This is a genomic window from Streptomyces sp. WZ.A104 (assembly GCF_002382885.1).
Taxonomy (GTDB): Bacteria; Actinomycetota; Actinomycetes; order Streptomycetales; family Streptomycetaceae; genus Streptomyces.
Map to the genome: position 1 here is coordinate 18,941 of NZ_NWVL01000040.1, position 17,341 is coordinate 36,281.

Genomic DNA, 17,341 nt, shown 5'->3' on the forward strand with positions numbered 1-17,341 from the left:
GTTTATGTGCGGTGTGACCCCGACATGCGACGGTCATCCGCGTTGTTCAAGACTGTAACCGAAGCACCGGACCGTTGAGATAGTCGTCCGAACCGCGAGATGGATCACACACAGGGAGTGCCGACCGTGCTCGAAGAGGTGGAGCGCTGGCTGACCAGGCGTTCCTGGTCGTGCGACGACCGCCCGCTGGACCGGCTCACCGACGCCCGGGCCGCCGACCCCCACCGCACGTCGGTGAGCGTGGTGCTGCCCGCACTGAACGAGGAGGCCACGGTCGGGGCGATCGTGACGACGATCCGGCGCGAGCTGATGGAGAAGGTCCGGCTGGTCGACGAGCTCGTGGTGATCGACTCCGGCTCCACCGACGCCACCGCCGCCGTCGCCCGGGCGGCGGGCGCCCGAGTGGTCCACCGGGACGCGATCCTCCCCCGTATCCCGGCCCTGCCCGGCAAGGGCGAGGTGCTGTGGCGGTCGCTCCTGGTGACCAGCGGCGAGATCGTCTGCTTCGTCGACGCCGACCTGAAGGACTTCTCGGCGGACTTCGTCTCGGGGACGGTCGGACCGCTGCTGACCGACCCCGCCGTCCAGTTCGTCAAGGCGATGTACGACCGTCCGCTCGGCAACAGCGCAGGTCAGGGCGGCCGGGTCACCGAGCTGGTGGCCCGGCCGCTGCTCAATCTGCACTGGCCGCAGCTGGCCGGATTCGTACAGCCGCTGGGCGGGGAGTACGCAGTGCGGCGCTCGCTGCTGGAGCGGCTGCCGTTCCCGGTCGGTTACGGGGTGGAGCTGGGGCTGCTGGTGGACGCGCTGCACACCGTGGGCCTGGACGCGCTGGGCCAGGTCGACGTCGGGGTGCGCGTCCACCGCCACCAGGACGGGCAGGCGCTGGGCCGGATGGCGGCGGCGATCTACCGCACGGCGCAGCTGCGGCTCTCCCGGGGCCATCTGGTGCGGCCCGCGCTGACCCAGTTCGAACGCAGCGCGGAGGGGTTCGTGCCGCACACCCATGCGGTGGACACGGAGGAGCGGCCGCCGATGCGGGAGATCGCGGAGTACGCGGAGCGCCACGCGGCATGAAGAGGTTCGCCGGGCGGTGTGCGGGCCGAGGCGTTTGGCGGCTTCCGTAACGGGCTAGGTTCCGCTACATGGTCTCCGAGCACGCACCCAACTCGACTGCCCAGGTTCTCGTCGCGTCCAACCGCGGCCCGGTCTCGTACACGCTCGGTGAGGACGGGACGCTCGACGCCAGGCGCGGCGGCGGCGGCCTCGTCTCCGGGCTGAGCGCCGTGGACGACAAGCTGTGGGTCTGCGCGGCCCTCGGCGACGGCGACCGCGAGGCCGTGCGACGCGGGGTCGGTGAGCCGGGCGTCCGGATGCTGGACATCGACGCCGAGGTGCACGCCGACGCGTACAACGGCATCGCCAACTCCGTGCTGTGGTTCGTCCACCACCTGCTCTACCAGACCCCCGTCGAGCCGGTCTTCGACGCGGAGTTCCGCCGCCGGTGGGCCTCGTACGAGACGTACAACCGGGCCTTCGCCCGGGCGCTCGCCGAGGAGGCCGGCCCCGGGGCGGCGGTCCTCGTCCAGGACTACCACCTGGCACTGGTCCCCGGGATGCTCCGCGAACTGCGCCCCGACCTGAGGATCGGCCACTTCTCGCACACCCCGTGGGCGCCCGTCGACTACTTCCGGCTGCTGCCCGACGACATCGCCGAGCAGCTGCTGCGCGGCATCCTCGGCGCGGACCGGGCCGCGTTCCTGACCCGCCGCTGGGCGGACGCGTTCATCGGCTGCTGTACGGAGTTCCTCGGCGGGACCGGCGGCACCCGGATCGGGGTGCACGGGCTGGGGGCCGACGCCGACTTCCTGCGGCGGCGGTCCCGGGAACCGGACGTGGACGACCGGATGGCGGCGCTGCGCGAGCAGATCGGCGAGGGCCGGAAGACCATCGTCCGGGTGGACCGCACGGAGCTGTCCAAGAACATCGTGCGCGGCCTGCACGCGTACCGGGCCCTGCTGGACGCCCACCCGGAATGGCGCGAGCGAGTCGTGCACATCGCCTTCGCCTACCCCTCCCGCCAGGACCTCGCGGTGTACCGGGACTACACGGCCGCGGTGCAGTCCCTGGCCACGGAGATCAACGGGGCGTACGGGACGGAGAGCTGGACGCCGGTGGTCCTCCACGTCAAGGACGACTTCGCCCGCTCGCTGGCCGCCTACCGGCTGGCGGACGTGGCGCTGGTCAACCCGATCCGCGACGGCATGAACCTGGTCGCCAAGGAGGTCCCCGTCGTCTCCGACCACGGCTGCGCGCTGGTGCTGTCGCGGGAGGCGGGGGCGTACGAGGAACTGGGCGAGGACGCGATCGTGGTGAACCCGTACGACGTGGTGGGCACGGCGGAGGCACTGCACGAGGCCCTGTCGATGGGCTCCGAGGAGCGGACGGGCCGCACGAAGCGGCTGGCGGAGGCCGCGACCGCACTGCCGCCGCAGCGGTGGTTCCTGGACCAGCTGGAGGCGCTTCGGGAGGGGTGAGGCGCACGTGCCGGTGCCGAGGCCTCGCCCGGCCGCCCTTGGCACACGTGACGGAAGCCCGTCCGGCCGCCCCCGTCATCGTGGCTGACTCTCGTGGGCTGAGGTCCACACGGGGCCACAAGGGGAGGCAGTCGTCGCAGGTCAGGGCTGGGGTGTCAGCAGGTGCTCGGCGCGCTGGACGAGGGCGTCGACCTCGGCCACGCTGCGGTAGCGGTCCAGGCGGGTGCTCATGTCCTCGGCGGCCTCGGCGATCTTCACCGACCGGACACCGTCTGCGCAGTCCAGGAACTCCGTCCACGTGGACAGGGCCGCGTCGAGGTCACCCTGCCGCAGGCGCACCTTCCCGAGGTCCGCGAGGACGATCGCCCGGCTCCTGCGCCGGTCCAGGCCGTGGATGTCGAGCGCCTGCTCCAGATGCCCGGCCGCGCCGTCCAGGTCGCCGAGCCGGGAGAGGATCATCCCAGAATGGTGGGCCCACCGGCCGATGCTGAAGTGCGACGCCCACGACTCGCCGGGCGGATGCCCGGGGTTCCGCTCGATCGCGGTCTGCGAGGCGGCGAGTGCCTGCCCCGCCATACGGCGGTCCCCGTCGAGAGCTGCCGCGTCAGCCAGGGTGGTCTGGTAGTAAGACACCGCCCTCGGGTCGTCGATCGTCTTCGCCTCCTGCACGCACCGCTCGGACAGCCGCAAAGCGACCGCCCCGAACTTCGGGCCCAGATCGATCGCCTGCACGGCCAATCCGCGCAGCGCCGTCGCGGACAACTCCGGGTCGCCGGCCTCAGCCGCGAGCGCGAACGCGTGCCCGTAGTACCGCTGAGCCATGCCCTGATTGCCCTCGTCCTGGGCCATCCACCCGGCCAGGTGTACGAGCTGCGACGTCGCCGCGTACAGAGCCCGGCCGGTCGCCTCGTTGTACGAGCCGTTCAGCCACCGGTCGACGTCCTCTGTCAGGTAGCGCACGACCAGGTGGCGGGCGTGACCACCGCCCAGCTCGGCCGCCGTGTCACCGAGGGCCTTCGACATGGACCGCACGGCGTCGACCTCGCCCATGCCCACGCGCACACCACTGGCCCGGTTCACCCGCCGCTGTATGCCCTCCGGGTCCGGCAGGCCAAGAGCGTTCAGCGCGTAGGCGCTGGACGCTGCCAGGAAGTTCCGCCGAAGCACGTCGCTCCTTCCCAACTCGACTACGGACGCCACGGTATCCGCCGCTCCCGGTTCCGGCCGGGCGGATTGCGCTGCCTCCAGTAAGGCCGGGTCCAGGTCCAGAACCCCGACCAGGTACGGCAGCCAGTACTTCGGCGTGCGACCGCCCGCCACCCATCGCCGTACCGACTGCCGGTCCAGTCCGTCAGGGCCACGGCCTTCGGCGATGCCGAGTTCACGGGCGAGCTTCGTCGGACCCCAGCCGCGCACCTCGTACGCCTGCCGGATCAGCTCACCGACCGTCGGGGTGTTGGACACCTCAGCCCCTTTCCGTGGTCACCGGCGCGGCGTGCGGGCCGCCCCTCGCGCTGGCCTACACGGGCCTACACGGGCCTACACGGGCCTACAGCCTGGCACCTACTCACGCACTGTGAACAGCCGTTGACTGGACATCACACCGAAGTGACAGGACAGCAACGGAGAACGGTGATCAGTTCGTGCACACTTCCGACAAGACGCAGTTCACGAGTGCCGACGTTGTGGCGGACGTCAGCCTCGCGCTCGCCCTCGCGCAGACCAGACCGACAGGCGAGGCGGCCGACTCGCTGCGGCAGCGGCTGCGCGGCTACATCGGCGTCCTGGCGGACCCCGCCGACACGTACGCCGACGGCCTGGGCGACAGCCGTGCGAAGGACATCGCCGTAAACACCGTTCGTCACGCCCGCGCGGTAGCCCTCGACCCGGTCACCGACCCGGCAGCGAACATGCGGCTGCTGGCCAAGTCCACTGACTCGCTGTTCCGTTACGCGGCTGCGGTGCGGCAGTGGCCGCCCCAGGTATGCCCCCCGGACTCGCCGGCCTGCCCATAGGGCAGGTGTTCGGCGAACGGGGCAGGCCCGGTGGAGTCGCCCCCGACTCCACCTCATCCGGGCCCGCCCCACCCTGCACCACTCGAAACACTGATCGAGAGGAGCACGACCATGACCCTGCTGGCCATCGAGCCGGAGGCCGCCGAGGCCCCCGAGTTCCGTGACCCCCGCACCTTCGTCAAGCCGGAAGTGTGGGAGCGCGAGATCGCCCTGCTCATGCGCGACAACCCCTTCGACGAGGTGATGGCGACCCCGCTGTTCCACGCGGCCGTGTCGTACCTGGTCACTGCCATGGAGAAGTGGGGCCGAGGCCTGGAGATGTGCTGCGGCCGCATCGTCGACATCGCCGTGCACGTCTTCATCCTGGACACCCGCAACTACCGGGAGTTCTGCGCCGAGCACTTCGACGGCCGGTTCCTGGAGCACATCCCGGAGATCGCGTTCAAGTACGACGGCTCCGTGGAGCGCACCGCCCAGATCATCGCGGACAACGGGTTCGAGGTGGACTGGAAGCTGTGGGAGGCCGACTACGCCAAGTGCGGGCCGTGTTCGCCCGGCTCGAACTGCCACTGACCCGGTACCCGACTACCGCCCGGGGGTGCCTCGTGCACCCCCGGGCACCACTTTGCCTATTCCCGAGCAAGTCACGGCATTCGCCCACGACACAGGGGCGACGCGAGTAGCTTGGCGGCCCCCGCCAGCAACCGTCACCGCGCCATTCCGGAGAAGCGATGCTCAGCGCCGCCCCCAGTACCCCCGCCGAATACTGGGACAAGTACAAGCCACACCGAGGCGAGGGTCCCCAGCCCCGTCCTGCGGCCGACCGGTTCAGCTGGACCGGCCTCGACGAGGAAGGGCCGGGTGCCGAACTCCTGGGCAGCCCGGCGACCGCCCTGGACCTGGGGCCGGCGGAGGGCGAGAACGCCGCCTTCCTCGCCCGCGCCGGGGTCGAGGTGACCGCCGTCGACTTCTCGGCCGTACAGGTCGACCGCGCCCGTGCCTTCTGGGCCGACGAACCGGGTCTGACATTCGTTCTTGCCGACGTGTGCACCTTCCTGGACGACGATCCAAGGGAGTACGAAGCCGTCTACTCGACATGGGGGGCGGTCTGGTTCGCCGATCCCGAGCAGCTGTTCCCGCGCGTCGCCGCGCGCCTCGCGCCGGGCGGCGTCTTCGGCTTCTCGCATCGCGAGCCGGTGACCGGGCAGTACGGGGCCCAGCGGATGGGCGGCAAGTGGCTGAAGGGCCGCGAGACCGACCTCACGGTGCTGCGCTGGCAGTACGGGCCCGGGCAGTGGGCGGACATCCTCAAACGGCACGGCTTCGCGGCCGTCCGCACGGAGGTGCTGCCGAACCCGGACCGAGCCGCTCTCGGCACGCTGCTCGTGACCGCGAAGGCCTGACGCCCGGCCGGGGCCCTCCGCCTACAGCCGCTCGGCCAGCGCCGCCAGGAACGCGACCACGGCGGCCGGGCCCGGCACCGACAGGTCGGCGCGCTCGGCCAGTTCGGGCACCTCGGCGCTGCCGCTGCACACCAGCAGGCCGGGGATGCCGTCCGGGCCCCCCGACCGCAGCTTCTCCACCGCGGCGAACGCGGCGAGGTCCCCGAGGTCGTCGCCCGCGTACACCACGGACTCGGCGTCCAGCTCCGTCACGTAGTCCGCCAGGGCGACGCCCTTGTCCATGCCCGGCGGCCTCAACTCCAGTACCAGGCGGCCGGGTTCGACGATCAGCCCGTGCCGCGCGGCCAGCTCGCCCAGGGGGCCGCGCAGCGCTTCGAAGGCCGCCTGCGGGTCCTTGGCTCGCCGGGTGTGGACGGCGACGGCCTGCCCCTTCTCCTCGATCCAGGTGCCGCGCCAGGCGCCGAACTCGTGGAGTACGCCGGGTAGTTCGGCGCGCACGGCGCTGACGCCGGGGTGCGGGGCGGGGGCGTGGACGGTGCCGGTCACGGCGTCCCAGCGCTCGGCGCCGTAATGTCCGAGAACGACGAGGTGCTCCAGGCCGGGGACGCCCGCGAAGCCGCCGTGGCGCACCGCGACGCCCGCCGGGCGGCCGGTGATCACGGCGATGGAGGCGACCTTCGGCGCGAGCGCGGCGAGCGCGGGCACCGCGCCGGGGTGGGCCCGGGCCTGCTCGGGGTCCGGGACGATGTCGGCGAGCGTGCCGTCGAAGTCGAGGGCGATGACCGCGCGGTCGGGGCGGGCGAGGACGGCGCTCAGGCCCTCGCGGCCGGCCGGGGTGGTCGGGGTCGGCAGGTGTGCGGAGTGGCTGCCCATGCTGCGACCCTAACGCCGTGCGGCGGGTGGCGACCTCCCTTCCGATGACGGAAGCGAAAACACGTTGGCTCACTTGATCTTCAACCTGTGCGGCGGGTCCCGCCCACGGCCAGCAGCGCCAGGGCCGTCAGGGCCGCGCCGATCCACAGCACGCTCGTCGTACCGATGCCGTTGACCGCCAGGCCGCCGATGAGCGCGCCGAGCTCGATGGAGAGGTTGAACGCGGAGACGTACAGCGAGGTGGCGCCCTCGGCGGTGTCCGGCGCCGCGTCGAGTATCCAGGTCTTGGTGCCGAAGACTCTCCGACCGCGTCAGCGGCGGGGCCTCCGGCCCGGTCAGCGGCGGCCGCGTCTCGCGTCGCGCACGCGCCGCAGCCTGTTCACCGTGACCGGGTCCTCCCGCAGGGCCCGCTCGTCGTCGATCAGCGCGTTCAGCAGCTGGTAGTAGCGGACCGGCGAGATCGCGAGCTCCTCCCGGATCGCCCGCTCCTTGGCGCCCGGCCCTGCCCAGGACCGCCGCTCCAGGGCGAGCAGTGCCCTCTCCCGTACGGACAGCGCAGCGGAACCGGGACCGGGCTCGGTGCCGCGGTTGTCGTTGTCGGGGGCGGTCATATCAACCAACCTAACGCCCACCCCCGACAACGACACCGACCGACTACTCCGCCGCCTCCGCCTGCGTCGCCTCGGCGGATATCCCGCCGAGCACGCTCTCGGGGTTGCTGCCCGGGGCGACCGCCTCGCCGATCTTCCTCTTGACCGCGTCGCTGACCGTGGCCCAGGACGTCTTGCCGAAGGGGGGCAGCGTCGAGTTCGGCAGGGCCGCCAGGAACTCGTGCAGCTTCTTGTGCTTCTTGTCCGACTCCATCGCGGCGGAGGCGCTGCCCGTGACCGGGAGCAGGTCGTACTCCTCGGCGAAGGCGAGGACGTTCTCGTCGGTGTAGGCGTAGTCGAGGAACTTGCCGATCTCCTTGCGGTGACCGTTCTGCTTGAAGCCCATCATCCAGTCGGCGACGCCCATGGAGCCCGTGGTCGGCCCGTCGGCGCCGGGCAGCGGGACCATGCCGACCTTGACGCCCTTGGCCTCGGCCTCGTCCATCAGCGTGGGGTGGCCGTTGAGCATGCCGACCTTGCCCTCGGTGAACGCCTCGAACGCCTTGGCCCGGTCGAGCTTGGCCGGTGCGACGGGGCCGGTGAGGCCCTTGCCGACCAGGTTGTCCCGGAGCCAGCGGAAGGTGTTGATGTTCGCGGCCGAGTCGATGTCGTACGCGCCGACCTCGTCCGTGTAGCCGCCGCCACCGCTGAGCAGCCACATGAGGGTCTCGGCCTGGGCCTCCTCCTGCCCGAGCGGCAGGGCGAAGGGGTAGTCGACGCCCTTCGCCTTGAGCGCGGCGGCGCCGGCGGCGATGTCGTCCCAGGTCTCGGGGGCGTCCAGGCCCGCCTGGTCGAAGAGCTTCTCGTTGTAGAAGAGCAGCCGGGTGCTGGCGACGAAGGGCATCCCGTAGAGGGTGCCGTCGACCCGGCCGGCGTCGGTGAGCGAGGGAAGGAAGTTCGCCGTGGTGCGGATGGCGAGCGTCTCGTCGGCGGTGTAGAGCTTGCCGTCCTTGGCGTAGTCGGCGTACGCGCCGATCTGGGCGATGTCCGGGGCCTTGCCGGCCTTGACCATCTCGGCGACCTCGCGGTCGACGTCCTTCCAGGAGAGGACGGTGACATCGACCTTGATGCCGGGGTGCTCCTCCTCGAAGCCCGCCGCGACCCCGCTCCAGTACTTCTCGGAGCTGTTGGCCGGGCCGGTGCCGTAGTCGGCGGCGACCAGCTTCAGGGTCACGTCGCCCGATTCGCTCTCACCGCCGCCACAGGCAGACAACGTTGCCGTCATTCCCAGCGCGGCCACCACCGCGGTCAGACCCAAAAAGCGCCGCTGCACAGCCTCGCCCATCCTCGTTGATCGCCTTGCTCACGGGCGGTGCTCCTGGCGTCGCCCACGGCCGTTCCTGTCGGTCGCGGCACCGCCAGCTGTCCTGGCACCGTCCGGATGAACTGCGATTTTCCCCCATCGCCGAGGCGGCGGTCTACACCATCGGAGTATCGCTTCGGCAACGTATACGGGCTCTGGAGGCCACAACTGGCGCACGGTTACTGGCAGTCGGGGACCCGCACCCCGTATCTTGGTCCAGACCTTTGGTCCGGATTCCCCCCGATCCTGGTTTCCATTTCGTCGCTTTACGGCACAAAAAGCCCCGCCTTCACTCGTCCATCATTTTGTATGGATGCGCAACAAACAGTGCTAGTGGACTAGACCTTTTGGAGTCGGCGGGCGAAACTGTCTTCCGTGAGACATGTCATCGCCCTCGATGTGGGCGGCACCGGAATGAAGGCCGCACTGGTCGGGGCCGACGGCACGCTGCTCCACCAGGCGCGGCGGGCCACCGGCCGGAAGCGCGGCGCCGACGCGGTCGTCGAGACCATCCTCGGATTCGCCGCGGAGCTTCGCGCCCACGGCGAGGAACACTTCGGCCAGAGCGCCGTCGCCGCGGGCGTCGCCGTACCCGGCATCGTCGACGCCGAGCAGGGGATCGCGGTCTACGCGGCGAACCTGGGCTGGCGCGACGTACCGCTGCGCGCCCTGCTCGGTGAGCGGCTCGGCGGCATCCCGGTCGCCCTCGGCCACGACGTCCGTACCGGCGGGCTCGCCGAGGGCCGCATCGGCGCCGGGCGCGGCGCGGACCGCTTCCTGTTCGTCCCGCTGGGCACCGGGATCGCCGGGGCCATCGGCATCGCGGGCGCCATCGAGGCGGGTGCCCACGGGTACGCGGGCGAGATCGGGCACATCGTGGTCCGCCCGGACGGCCCGGAATGCGGCTGCGGCCAGCGCGGCTGTCTGGAGACCCTGGCCTCCGCGTCCGCCGTGAGCCGGGCCTGGGCCACCGCCTCCGGGGACCCCGAGGCGGACGCCGCGGACTGCGCGAAGGCCGTCGAGTCGGGCGACCCGGCGGCGGTCGAGGTCTGGCACAACGCCGTCGACGCGCTCACCTCGGGCCTCGTCACCGCGCTCACCCTGCTGGACCCCCGCAAAATCATCATCGGTGGCGGGCTCGCCGAGGCCGGGGAAACCTTGTTCACACCACTGCGTGCGGCCGTCGAGGAACGCGTCACGTTCCAGAAGCTGCCCCACATCGTCCCGGCGGCCCTCGGGGACACCGCCGGATGCCTGGGCGCGGGGCTGCTCGCCTGGGATCTACTCTCCACGGAGGTTTCCGCCTGATGGCCGGACGCGCAGCAGACAGCACCGTTCTCGCCGGCGCCCGGGTGGTGCTCCCCACCGGCACCGTCGAGGACGGCCGGGTGACCGTCGAGGGCACCCGGATCGCCGGCTCCGCGCCGGAGGGCGCCCGGACCGTCGACCTCTCCGGCCACTGGGTGGTCCCCGGCTTCGTGGACATGCACAACCACGGCGGCGGCGGGGCCTCCTTCACCTCCGGCACCGTTGACGAGGTCCTCACCGGCATCCGTACGCACCGCGAGCACGGCACCACCACCCTGGTCGCCTCCACCGTCACCGGCGAGATGGACTTCCTCGCCCGGCGCGCGGGCGTCCTGTCCGAACTGGTCGAGCAGGGCGACCTGGCCGGAATCCACTTCGAGGGCCCTTTCATCTCGCCGTGCCGCAAGGGCGCCCACAGCGAGGCGCTGCTGCGCGACCCGGACCCGGCCGAGGTCCGCAAGCTGCTGGACGCGGCCCGCGGCACCGCCCGGATGTTCACCCTGGCCACCGAGCTGCCCGGCGGCATCGACTCGGTGCGGCTCCTCGCCGAGCACGGGGTCATCGCGGCCATCGGCCACACGGACGCGACGTACGAGCAGACCGTCGAGGCCATCGACGCGGGCGCGACCGTCGCCACGCACCTGTTCAACGCGATGCCGCCGCTCGCCCACCGCGAGCCCGGCCCGATCGCCGCCCTCCTGGAGGACGACCGGATCACGGTCGAGCTGATCAACGACGGCACCCACCTGCACCCGGCGGTCCTGGAGCTGGCCTACCGCCACAAGGGCGCGGGCCGGGTCGCGCTGATCACCGACGCGATGGACGCGGCGGGCTTCGGCGACGGCGAGTACCAGCTCGGCCCGCTCGCGGTCGAGGTCACCGACGGTGTGGCCCGGCTGGTGGAGGGCGGCTCGATCGCGGGCTCCACGCTCACCCTGGACACCGCGTTCCGGCGGGCCGTCACCATCGACGAGATCCCCGTCGAGGACGTCGTCCGGTCCATCTCCGCCAACCCCGCGCGGCTGCTCGGCGTCTACGACCGGGTCGGTTCGCTGGACCCGGGCAAGGACGCCGACCTGGTCGTCCTCGACGAGGACTTCGTCCTCAAGGGCGTCATGCGGCAGGGCGAGTGGATCGTCGAGCCCAAGTCGGACTAGTCCGCCTAGCCTGACCAGGCCGACGGGTAACGAAGCGATGGCGGTCGGCGCCCGGCACTGGGCCGACCGCCATCGTTTTGACATGATCATCAGAAGCGCGTGCCGCAGCGAGGCGCGCACCACTGGGGCCATGCACCCGAGGGAGGGACCGGCAGAGGTGATCCTGACCGTCACTCTGAACACCGCGCTGGACGTGACGTACACCGTCGACGCGCTCGTCCCGCACAGCAGCCACCGGGTCGGCGAGGTCATCGAACGCCCCGGCGGCAAAGGCCTCAACGTCGCCCGGGTCCTCGGCGCGCTCGGCCACGAGGCCGTCGTCACCGGCTTCGCCGGAGGCCCCACCGGAGACGTCCTGCGCTCCCTGCTCGCCCCGCTCCCACCGCGCGACGCGCTCGTCCCGGTCGCCGGGAACACCCGCCGCACGCTCGCCGTCACCGACCGCTCGACCGGTGACACCACCCAGCTCAACGAGCCCGGACCGCAGGTGAGCCCCGCGGAATGGGCCGCTTTCGTGCGGACGTACGAGGAGCTCCTCGCGGAGGCCGACGCGGTCGCGCTGTGCGGCTCCCTGCCGCCCGGCATCCACGTCGGCGCCTACGCCGAGCTGGTCCGGGCCGCCCGCGCCGCCGCCGTGCCCGTCCTCCTGGACACCAGCGGCGAACCCCTGCGCCGGGGCATCGCCGCCCGCCCCGACCTGGTCAAGCCGAACGCGGAGGAGCTGGCCCGGCTGACCGGCGCCCGCGAGCCGCTGCGCGCCGCCGGGGACGCACGCCGCCGCGGGGCCCACGCGGTGATCGCCTCCCTGGGCCCGGAGGGCGTGCTCGCCGTCACCCCCGAGGGCACCTGGCGGGCCGCCCCGCCCGCCCCGGTGCGCGGCAACCCGACCGGAGCGGGCGACTCCGCGGTGGCCGGTCTGCTGTCCGCCCTGGCCGAGGGGCTGGACTGGCCGCAGCGCCTGGCCCGCGCGGTGGCCCTGTCGACGGCGACGGTGCTCGCCCCGACGGCCGGGGAGTTCGACGCGGCGGCCTACGTGGAACTGCTGCCGCGCGTACGCGTGGAGCCGCACACGCCGACGCCCTGACCACCTGGGCGGCGATCAGGGCGTCGGTACGGCGGGTGGCGGTCAGCCGTTCTTCTTGGCGGCTGCCGCTATTTGATGTGGCCCGACTTCAGCTCAAGCTGGTCGAGGTTGGCGTCGCACTCGTCGCCCGTCTCGCACGACAGCTTGAGGGTGTTGGAGCCCTTGTCGAGCTGGACGTACGCGTACGTGTTCGTCCAGCCCTTCTCCAGATCGCCCTCGGCGGCCTTCGCGAAGTTCTTCATGTTGATGGAGCGGGGCTCCTGCGCGTTGACGGTCAGGGTCGTCTTCGCGTCCTTGCCGGGCACGCCGTAGGTCACGTACAGGGTGTACGCGCCGGCCTCGGGAACCTCGACCGTCCAGGTCGCCGAGCGGCCGACCTCGTTGAGGTTGATGTAGTTCCCGTTCGCGCCCTTGGCACCCTTGACCGTGTTGTCCAGGGAGGCCGTGCCGCCCAGCGTCAGCGTCGCCGCGTCCTGCTTCGGGAGCTCGACGGGGGTCGGGGTCGGCTCGGGCTTCTCCTCCGGCTTCTTCGACTCCTCGACCTGGCCCGCGGAGCCCTGCGAGGAGGAGGCCTCGTTGCTCTTGTCGTCCTTGTCACCGTCGTCGCCCGTGAGCAGGGCCGCGCCGATGCCGATGAGGACGACCGCGACCACGGCGACCGCCGCGATCAGGAGCGCCTTGGTGTTCGGGCCGCCGCGGCCGGGGCCGCCGTGACCGCCCTGGGCCGGGTGCTGCCCGGCGGGCGCGCCGCCGGGGTAGGTCTCGGGGGCCGCGTACTGCGGGTTCGGCCGGTTGTACTGCTGCGCGGGCTGGCCGTACTGCTGCTGGGGCGGGTAGCCGTACCCCTGCTGCGGGGGCGCCTGCGCAGGCGCCTGCTGCCCGTACTGGCGCTCACCGACGGCCCGCACCTGGTTGTACGACGTTCTGGGCACGCCCGGCTGCGCGGCCGGACCCGGATAGCCGTAGCCGCCCTGGCCGGGCGCCTGGGCGCCTGCCGCCTGTCCGTCCGCGTACAGATAGCCGAACGGATCGTCGTCCTCGGGCTTGCTCGCGCCGTTGTTCCCGGCCGTCATCCCTGGGTCACTCCTCACCATGTCGCCAGCCGTCGCCGACCGGCCGAGCCTACCTCGAACGGAGCAGGGCCCGAATTGCGATCATGGGCCGGGACGGGGCCGGGAAAGCCGGTACGGGGTAGGGGAGGAACGGGGCCGTGAACGTCAGCCGGCCCTGCGGTGAACCTTCGACCGGGACCGTTTCTCCACGTACATCCGCTGGTCGGCGGAGCGCAGGACCTCTTCCACGGTCATCCCGCACTCGGCCCAGCCGATGCCGAAACTCGCCCCGACCCGAACGGCGCGACCGTCGACCCTTATGGGCGGAATGATGGCATTCCGCAGGCGTACGGCCAGGTCAGCGGCGTCCGCCGATCCGAGGCCGTCGGCGAGAACGACGAATTCGTCACCCCCGAGCCGGGCGACGGTGTCACCGTCCCGGACACAGGTGGTCAGCCGCCGGGCCACCTCGATGAGGACCGCGTCACCGGTGTGATGTCCGAAACGGTCGTTGATGGACTTGAAGCCGTCGAGGTCGCAGAAGAGCACCGCGAGCCCCTTCGTCCCGTCGTCGTGCTCCGGGTCGGGGGCCACCGCGTGCACATGGTGGTCGTAGGGACCGCCGGGCAGCGCCTCCCCTTCGTACCCGTCGGCGCGGTAGCCGTGGGTGAGGGACGACTCGACGTCCCCGTACGCCGCGTCCAGCGCCTCGATCGCGGTCGCGGCCGGGGAGTGCGGACGCCCACAGAGCCGGGCGCTGAGCCGCGACTTCAGCTCGGCGCTGTTGGGCAGCCCGGTCAGCGCGTCGTGCGAGGCGCGGTGCGCGAGGTTCAGTTCGTGGCGCTTGCGCTCCTCGATGTCCTCGACATGGGTGAGCAGGAAGCGCGGCCCGTCGGCGGCGTCCGCGACCACCGAGTTACGCAGGGAGACCCAGAGGTACGTGCCGTCACGGCGGCTCAGCCGCAGCTCGGCCCGGCCGCCCTCGGCGGAGGTACGCAGCAGGGTGCCGATGTCCTCGGGGTGGACCAGGTCGGCGAAGGAGTAGCGGCGCATGACGGAGGCCGGGCGGCCGAGCAGCCGGCACAGGGCGTCGTTGGTCCGCAGCAGCCTGCCCTGCTGGTCGCCGCCCATCTCCGCGATGGCCATCCCGCTGGGCGCGTACTCGAAGGCCTGCCGGAACGACTCCTCGCTGGCCCGCAGCGCCTGCTGTTCGCGTTCGAGTCTGACCAGGGCGCGCTGCATGTTGGCCCGCAGCCGGGCGTTGCTGATCGCGATGGCGGCCTGGGACGCGTACATCTGGAGCGCCTCGCGCCCCCACGCTCCGGGGCGGCGCCCGTTGCGCGGCCGGTCGACGGATATGACACCGAGGAGGTCCCGGCCGCCGCCGGATGCGTACATCGGGGCGTAGAGCCGGTCCAGCGGATGCCACTCGTCCTCGAACCTGGGCTCGGGACCCTCGGTGTGCCACTGCGGCACGTCGTCGTCGAGGAGGACCCAGCCCTCGGTGTGCGGGATGAACCGGAGGTCGTCCCAGGCCTCGCCCATGGAGAGACGGCGCTCCCAGGAGGTGCGGGAGCCGACGCGGCCGGTGATGAGGGCTTCGGCGGCGGCGTTGCCCGCGAAGGCGGCGATGACGAGGTCGCCGTCGGGCCGGACCAGGTTGACGCAGCCCAGCTCGTAGCCGAGGCCCGTGACGATGCCGTCGGCCACGGACTGAAGCGTGTCCGCCAGGCTCCGCGCCGTGTTGAGATCAGCGACGGCCTGATGCAGCTGCCGCATGGTCGCAAGGCGGACATACGGCTCCGACTCGGCCTCCATTGCTCGCACTCCCCGAGACCTCGACAGCAACTCCAGGTTTCATATCGACGTACTTGTTTGCAGTGTCCCCGCCACTGAATCACAGTGAGCTGTGCACCCGGTACACAGGGTCAGCAGAAAATGGACTCTGTGACTCAAGTCACAATAGATGATCATGGGTTGCCAGTGACCCGGAACGACAACTGTCGTTCCGATCCCGTTCAGGATCTATTCAGGGTCCGTTCATGAGCGCGTCCCGGGGGCCCGTCCGGGGCCCGTCCCGGAGTCCTAGGACCGGCTTGGTCCCTTGGCCCGATGCGGTCGTCCGGCCGCCACGGCTAGCGTTCCGGTGTGCTCCAGACGAAACCCCCCACCCCGCGCCCCGAGCCCATCCCCCATGCTGAGGGAGTGAGCAACGACGAGTTCCGCGCCGCACTCGCGCGGCTGGCCGCCGGGGTGGTGCTGGTCACCGCCCAGGAACCGCCCCTCGACGCGGACGGCCGGGGCGAGGACGTCGGTATGACGGCGACCGCCTTCATGTCCGTGTCCCTGGACCCGCCCCTGGTGATGGTGAGCCTGCGCAACGGCTCCAGGATGGACGACCTCCTCGACGAGCAGCCGCTGTGGGCGGTCTCCGTCCTGGCGGCGAGCCAGCGGCACATCGCGGGCCGGTTCGCCATGAAGGGCCGGATCAGCGACCGGCTGTTGTTCGAGGACATCGCGTACGTACGCGGCGAGGTGACGCACGCGCCGCTGATCGGCGGGGCGCTGGCGACGCTGGAGTGCCGGACCGAGCAGCGGGTGGCGGCCGGGGACCACACCCTGGTGATCGGGCGGGTGCTGACGGCGGAGCTGCCGAGCCCGGACGGGGACCCGCTGACGTACTTCAAGGGGCGCTACCGACAGCTGGGCTGACGGGCCCGACCGGGCTACCAGTCGCGGCCCGAGCGGCCGCGCTTCGTGTCGCCGCGCTGCTTCTTCTCGCGCAGCCTGCGCTCGTTGATCCCGCGCGGGATCTTCCGCTTGATGCGCGGCTTGGGCGGCGGCGCCGTGGCCTCGGCCAGCAGCGCGGCGAGCCGCACGGCGGCCGTCTCGCGGTTGCGCCACTGGGAGCGGTGCTCGGACGCCCGTACGGAGACGACTCCGCCCACCAGCCTGCCCGCGAGCCGCTCCAGCGCCCGCGCCTTCCACACATCGGGGAGCGCGTCGGTCGCCGCCAGGTCGAAGCGCAGCTCCACCTGCGAGTCGCTGGTGTTGACGTGCTGGCCGCCGGGGCCCGAGGAGCGCGAGAAACGCCACATGAGCTCGGCCTCCGGGAGGGAGACCGAACCGCGGATGACATAGGGCCCGGACATGACACCCATGGTCCCCTCCCCGCACCCCGCCCGTCACCTTCTTTTGCCGCCGGAACCCGTCCGGTTCTCGCCGCAGGATCCCGTCCGGAGGAAGTTCGGCAAAGAAAGTAAAGCGAACAGGAACCTCGTGGTCTGCTGCTTGCGTTATGACGGATGACGGTAGCTTCGTGATGGCACGAAGCCCGCACACGACGAGGAAAGGGACTTCCCATGGCAGTAAGCCTGTCCAAGGGCGGCAACGTCTCGCTCACCAAGGAGGCACCGGGCCTGACCGCCGTCACGGTCGGCCTCGGCTGGGACGTCCGTACCACCACCGGCACCGACTTCGACCTCGACGCCTCGGCGATCGCGGTCAACCCGGCGGGGAAGGTCTTCTCCGACGGCCACTTCGTCTTCTTCAACAACAAGTCGACGCCGGACCAGACCATCGTGCACACCGGTGACAACGTCACGGGTGAGGGCGAGGGCGACGACGAGCAGATCAACGTCAACCTGGCAGGCCTGCCGGCCGATGTGGACAAGATCGTCTTCCCGGTCTCCATCTACGACGCCGAGACCCGCAGCCAGAACTTCGGCCAGGTCCGCAACGCGTTCATCCGCATCCTCAACCAGGCCGGCGGCGCCGAGATCGCCCGCTACGACCTGAGCGAGGACGCCGCCACCGAGACCGCCATGGTCTTCGGCGAGCTCTACCGCAACGGCGCCGAGTGGAAGTTCCGCGCGGTCGGCCAGGGTTACGCCTCGGGCCTGCGCGGCATCGCCCAGGACTTCGGCGTCAACCTCTGACCCGAGCGGGCACAACAGCTT

General features: G+C 71.5%; 17 protein-coding genes. 10 read left to right on the top strand and 7 right to left on the bottom strand.

The genetic code is table 11. From position 1 onward, the window contains the following. The first annotated feature begins 126 nt into the window (after nt 1–126). Both CIB93_RS21455 and CIB93_RS21460 read left to right on the top strand, forming a co-directional pair. The gene (locus CIB93_RS21455) at nt 127–1,077 is read left to right on the top strand and encodes a glucosyl-3-phosphoglycerate synthase (protein WP_096629073.1); all 951 of its coding nucleotides are present in this window, start codon (nt 127–129) and stop codon (nt 1,075–1,077) included. A gap of 68 nt (nt 1,078–1,145) precedes the next feature. Next, the gene (locus CIB93_RS21460; protein WP_096628999.1) at nt 1,146–2,537 is read left to right on the top strand and encodes a trehalose-6-phosphate synthase; all 1,392 of its coding nucleotides are present in this window, start codon (nt 1,146–1,148) and stop codon (nt 2,535–2,537) included. Nucleotides 2,538–2,678: 141 nt separating this feature from the next. On the opposite strand, the gene CIB93_RS21465 is transcribed toward CIB93_RS21460, so the two are convergent. After that, nucleotides 2,679–4,001, bottom strand: a complete 1,323-nt coding sequence (locus tag CIB93_RS21465) for a tetratricopeptide repeat protein (protein WP_257002296.1) — start codon at nt 3,999–4,001, stop codon at nt 2,679–2,681. Nucleotides 4,002–4,180: 179 nt separating this feature from the next. Between CIB93_RS21465 and CIB93_RS21470 the strand changes: the two genes are divergently transcribed. The 3 genes from CIB93_RS21470 to CIB93_RS21480 all read left to right on the top strand — a co-directional run bounded on the left by CIB93_RS21470 (nt 4,181) and on the right by CIB93_RS21480 (nt 5,955). Next, nucleotides 4,181–4,552 (top strand): DUF6415 family natural product biosynthesis protein, encoded by a 372-nt coding sequence (locus CIB93_RS21470; RefSeq protein WP_096629001.1) that lies wholly within the window; start codon nt 4,181–4,183, stop codon nt 4,550–4,552. Between the two features lie 111 nt (nt 4,553–4,663). Beyond that, nucleotides 4,664–5,125, top strand: a complete 462-nt coding sequence (locus CIB93_RS21475; RefSeq protein WP_096629002.1) for a hypothetical protein — start codon at nt 4,664–4,666, stop codon at nt 5,123–5,125. Between the two features lie 158 nt (nt 5,126–5,283). Further along, nucleotides 5,284–5,955, top strand: coding sequence for a bifunctional 2-polyprenyl-6-hydroxyphenol methylase/3-demethylubiquinol 3-O-methyltransferase UbiG (locus CIB93_RS21480; RefSeq protein ID WP_096629004.1), 672 nt, complete (start codon nt 5,284–5,286; stop codon nt 5,953–5,955). Between the two features lie 21 nt (nt 5,956–5,976). On the opposite strand, the gene otsB is transcribed toward CIB93_RS21480, so the two are convergent. From otsB to CIB93_RS21500, 3 genes are all read right to left on the bottom strand, one after another. After that, nucleotides 5,977–6,828 carry a trehalose-phosphatase gene (otsB, locus tag CIB93_RS21485; RefSeq protein ID WP_096629005.1) on the bottom strand — a complete coding sequence of 284 codons (852 nt, stop codon included), beginning with the start codon at nt 6,826–6,828 and terminating at the stop codon, nt 5,977–5,979. 335 nt (nt 6,829–7,163) lie between these two features. After that, on the bottom strand, nt 7,164–7,439 hold the full coding sequence (locus CIB93_RS21495) for a DUF3263 domain-containing protein (RefSeq protein WP_096629007.1): 276 nt from the start codon (nt 7,437–7,439) through the stop codon (nt 7,164–7,166). A gap of 43 nt (nt 7,440–7,482) precedes the next feature. Then, nucleotides 7,483–8,763 (bottom strand): ABC transporter substrate-binding protein, encoded by a 1,281-nt coding sequence (locus CIB93_RS21500; RefSeq protein ID WP_096629008.1) that lies wholly within the window; start codon nt 8,761–8,763, stop codon nt 7,483–7,485. Between the two features lie 432 nt (nt 8,764–9,195). On the opposite strand from CIB93_RS21500, the gene CIB93_RS21505 reads away from it, so the two are divergent. The 3 genes from CIB93_RS21505 to CIB93_RS21515 all read left to right on the top strand — a co-directional run bounded on the left by CIB93_RS21505 (nt 9,196) and on the right by CIB93_RS21515 (nt 12,330). Further along, nucleotides 9,196–10,089, top strand: a complete 894-nt coding sequence (locus tag CIB93_RS21505) for an ROK family protein (protein ID WP_257002302.1) — start codon at nt 9,196–9,198, stop codon at nt 10,087–10,089. After that, nucleotides 10,089–11,246 carry an N-acetylglucosamine-6-phosphate deacetylase gene (gene nagA, locus CIB93_RS21510; protein ID WP_096629012.1) on the top strand — a complete coding sequence of 386 codons (1,158 nt, stop codon included), beginning with the start codon at nt 10,089–10,091 and terminating at the stop codon, nt 11,244–11,246. The genes CIB93_RS21505 and nagA overlap by 1 nt, the downstream gene beginning before the upstream one ends. Before the next feature lie 157 nt (nt 11,247–11,403). Beyond that, nucleotides 11,404–12,330 carry a 1-phosphofructokinase family hexose kinase gene (locus CIB93_RS21515; RefSeq protein WP_096629014.1) on the top strand — a complete coding sequence of 309 codons (927 nt, stop codon included), beginning with the start codon at nt 11,404–11,406 and terminating at the stop codon, nt 12,328–12,330. 68 nt (nt 12,331–12,398) lie between these two features. On the opposite strand, the gene CIB93_RS21520 is transcribed toward CIB93_RS21515, so the two are convergent. Together CIB93_RS21520 and cdgB are read right to left on the bottom strand one after the other, a co-directional pair. Beyond that, complete coding sequence (locus CIB93_RS21520) at nt 12,399–13,403, bottom strand: carbohydrate-binding protein (protein ID WP_096629015.1); 1,005 nt, start codon at nt 13,401–13,403, stop codon at nt 12,399–12,401. Between the two features lie 144 nt (nt 13,404–13,547). Then, nucleotides 13,548–15,200 carry a diguanylate cyclase CdgB gene (gene cdgB, locus CIB93_RS21525; protein ID WP_096629017.1) on the bottom strand — a complete coding sequence of 551 codons (1,653 nt, stop codon included), beginning with the start codon at nt 15,198–15,200 and terminating at the stop codon, nt 13,548–13,550. Nucleotides 15,201–15,587: 387 nt separating this feature from the next. On the opposite strand from cdgB, the gene CIB93_RS21530 reads away from it, so the two are divergent. After that, nucleotides 15,588–16,094 (top strand): flavin reductase family protein, encoded by a 507-nt coding sequence (locus CIB93_RS21530; RefSeq protein WP_096629018.1) that lies wholly within the window; start codon nt 15,588–15,590, stop codon nt 16,092–16,094. Nucleotides 16,095–16,108: 14 nt separating this feature from the next. Here CIB93_RS21530 and arfB read toward each other — a convergent pair whose 3' ends face one another. Then, the gene (arfB, locus tag CIB93_RS21535; protein ID WP_096629020.1) at nt 16,109–16,543 is read right to left on the bottom strand and encodes an alternative ribosome rescue aminoacyl-tRNA hydrolase ArfB; all 435 of its coding nucleotides are present in this window, start codon (nt 16,541–16,543) and stop codon (nt 16,109–16,111) included. Between the two features lie 201 nt (nt 16,544–16,744). On the opposite strand from arfB, the gene CIB93_RS21540 reads away from it, so the two are divergent. Beyond that, complete coding sequence (locus CIB93_RS21540; protein WP_096629021.1) at nt 16,745–17,320, top strand: TerD family protein; 576 nt, start codon at nt 16,745–16,747, stop codon at nt 17,318–17,320. Nucleotides 17,321–17,341: the final 21 nt, after the last annotated feature.

Bases quoted from the DNA above. Each gene is read 5' to 3' on its own strand.
- CIB93_RS21460 (WP_096628999.1), top strand. From the start codon at position 1,146: ATGGTCTCCGAGCACGCACCCAACTCGACTGCCCAGGTTCTCGTCGCG.
- CIB93_RS21475 (WP_096629002.1), top strand. From the start codon at position 4,664: ATGACCCTGCTGGCCATCGAGCCGGAGGCCGCCGAGGCCCCCGAGTTC.
- CIB93_RS21480 (WP_096629004.1), top strand. From the start codon at position 5,284: ATGCTCAGCGCCGCCCCCAGTACCCCCGCCGAATACTGGGACAAGTAC.
- otsB (WP_096629005.1), bottom strand. From the start codon at position 6,828: ATGGGCAGCCACTCCGCACACCTGCCGACCCCGACCACCCCGGCCGGC.
- CIB93_RS21495 (WP_096629007.1), bottom strand. From the start codon at position 7,439: ATGACCGCCCCCGACAACGACAACCGCGGCACCGAGCCCGGTCCCGGT.
- CIB93_RS21500 (WP_096629008.1), bottom strand. From the start codon at position 8,763: ATGGGCGAGGCTGTGCAGCGGCGCTTTTTGGGTCTGACCGCGGTGGTG.
- CIB93_RS21505 (WP_257002302.1), top strand. From the start codon at position 9,196: ATGAAGGCCGCACTGGTCGGGGCCGACGGCACGCTGCTCCACCAGGCG.
- nagA (WP_096629012.1), top strand. From the start codon at position 10,089: ATGGCCGGACGCGCAGCAGACAGCACCGTTCTCGCCGGCGCCCGGGTG.
- CIB93_RS21520 (WP_096629015.1), bottom strand. From the start codon at position 13,403: ATGACGGCCGGGAACAACGGCGCGAGCAAGCCCGAGGACGACGATCCG.
- cdgB (WP_096629017.1), bottom strand. From the start codon at position 15,200: ATGGAGGCCGAGTCGGAGCCGTATGTCCGCCTTGCGACCATGCGGCAG.
- arfB (WP_096629020.1), bottom strand. From the start codon at position 16,543: ATGGGTGTCATGTCCGGGCCCTATGTCATCCGCGGTTCGGTCTCCCTC.
- CIB93_RS21540 (WP_096629021.1), top strand. From the start codon at position 16,745: ATGGCAGTAAGCCTGTCCAAGGGCGGCAACGTCTCGCTCACCAAGGAG.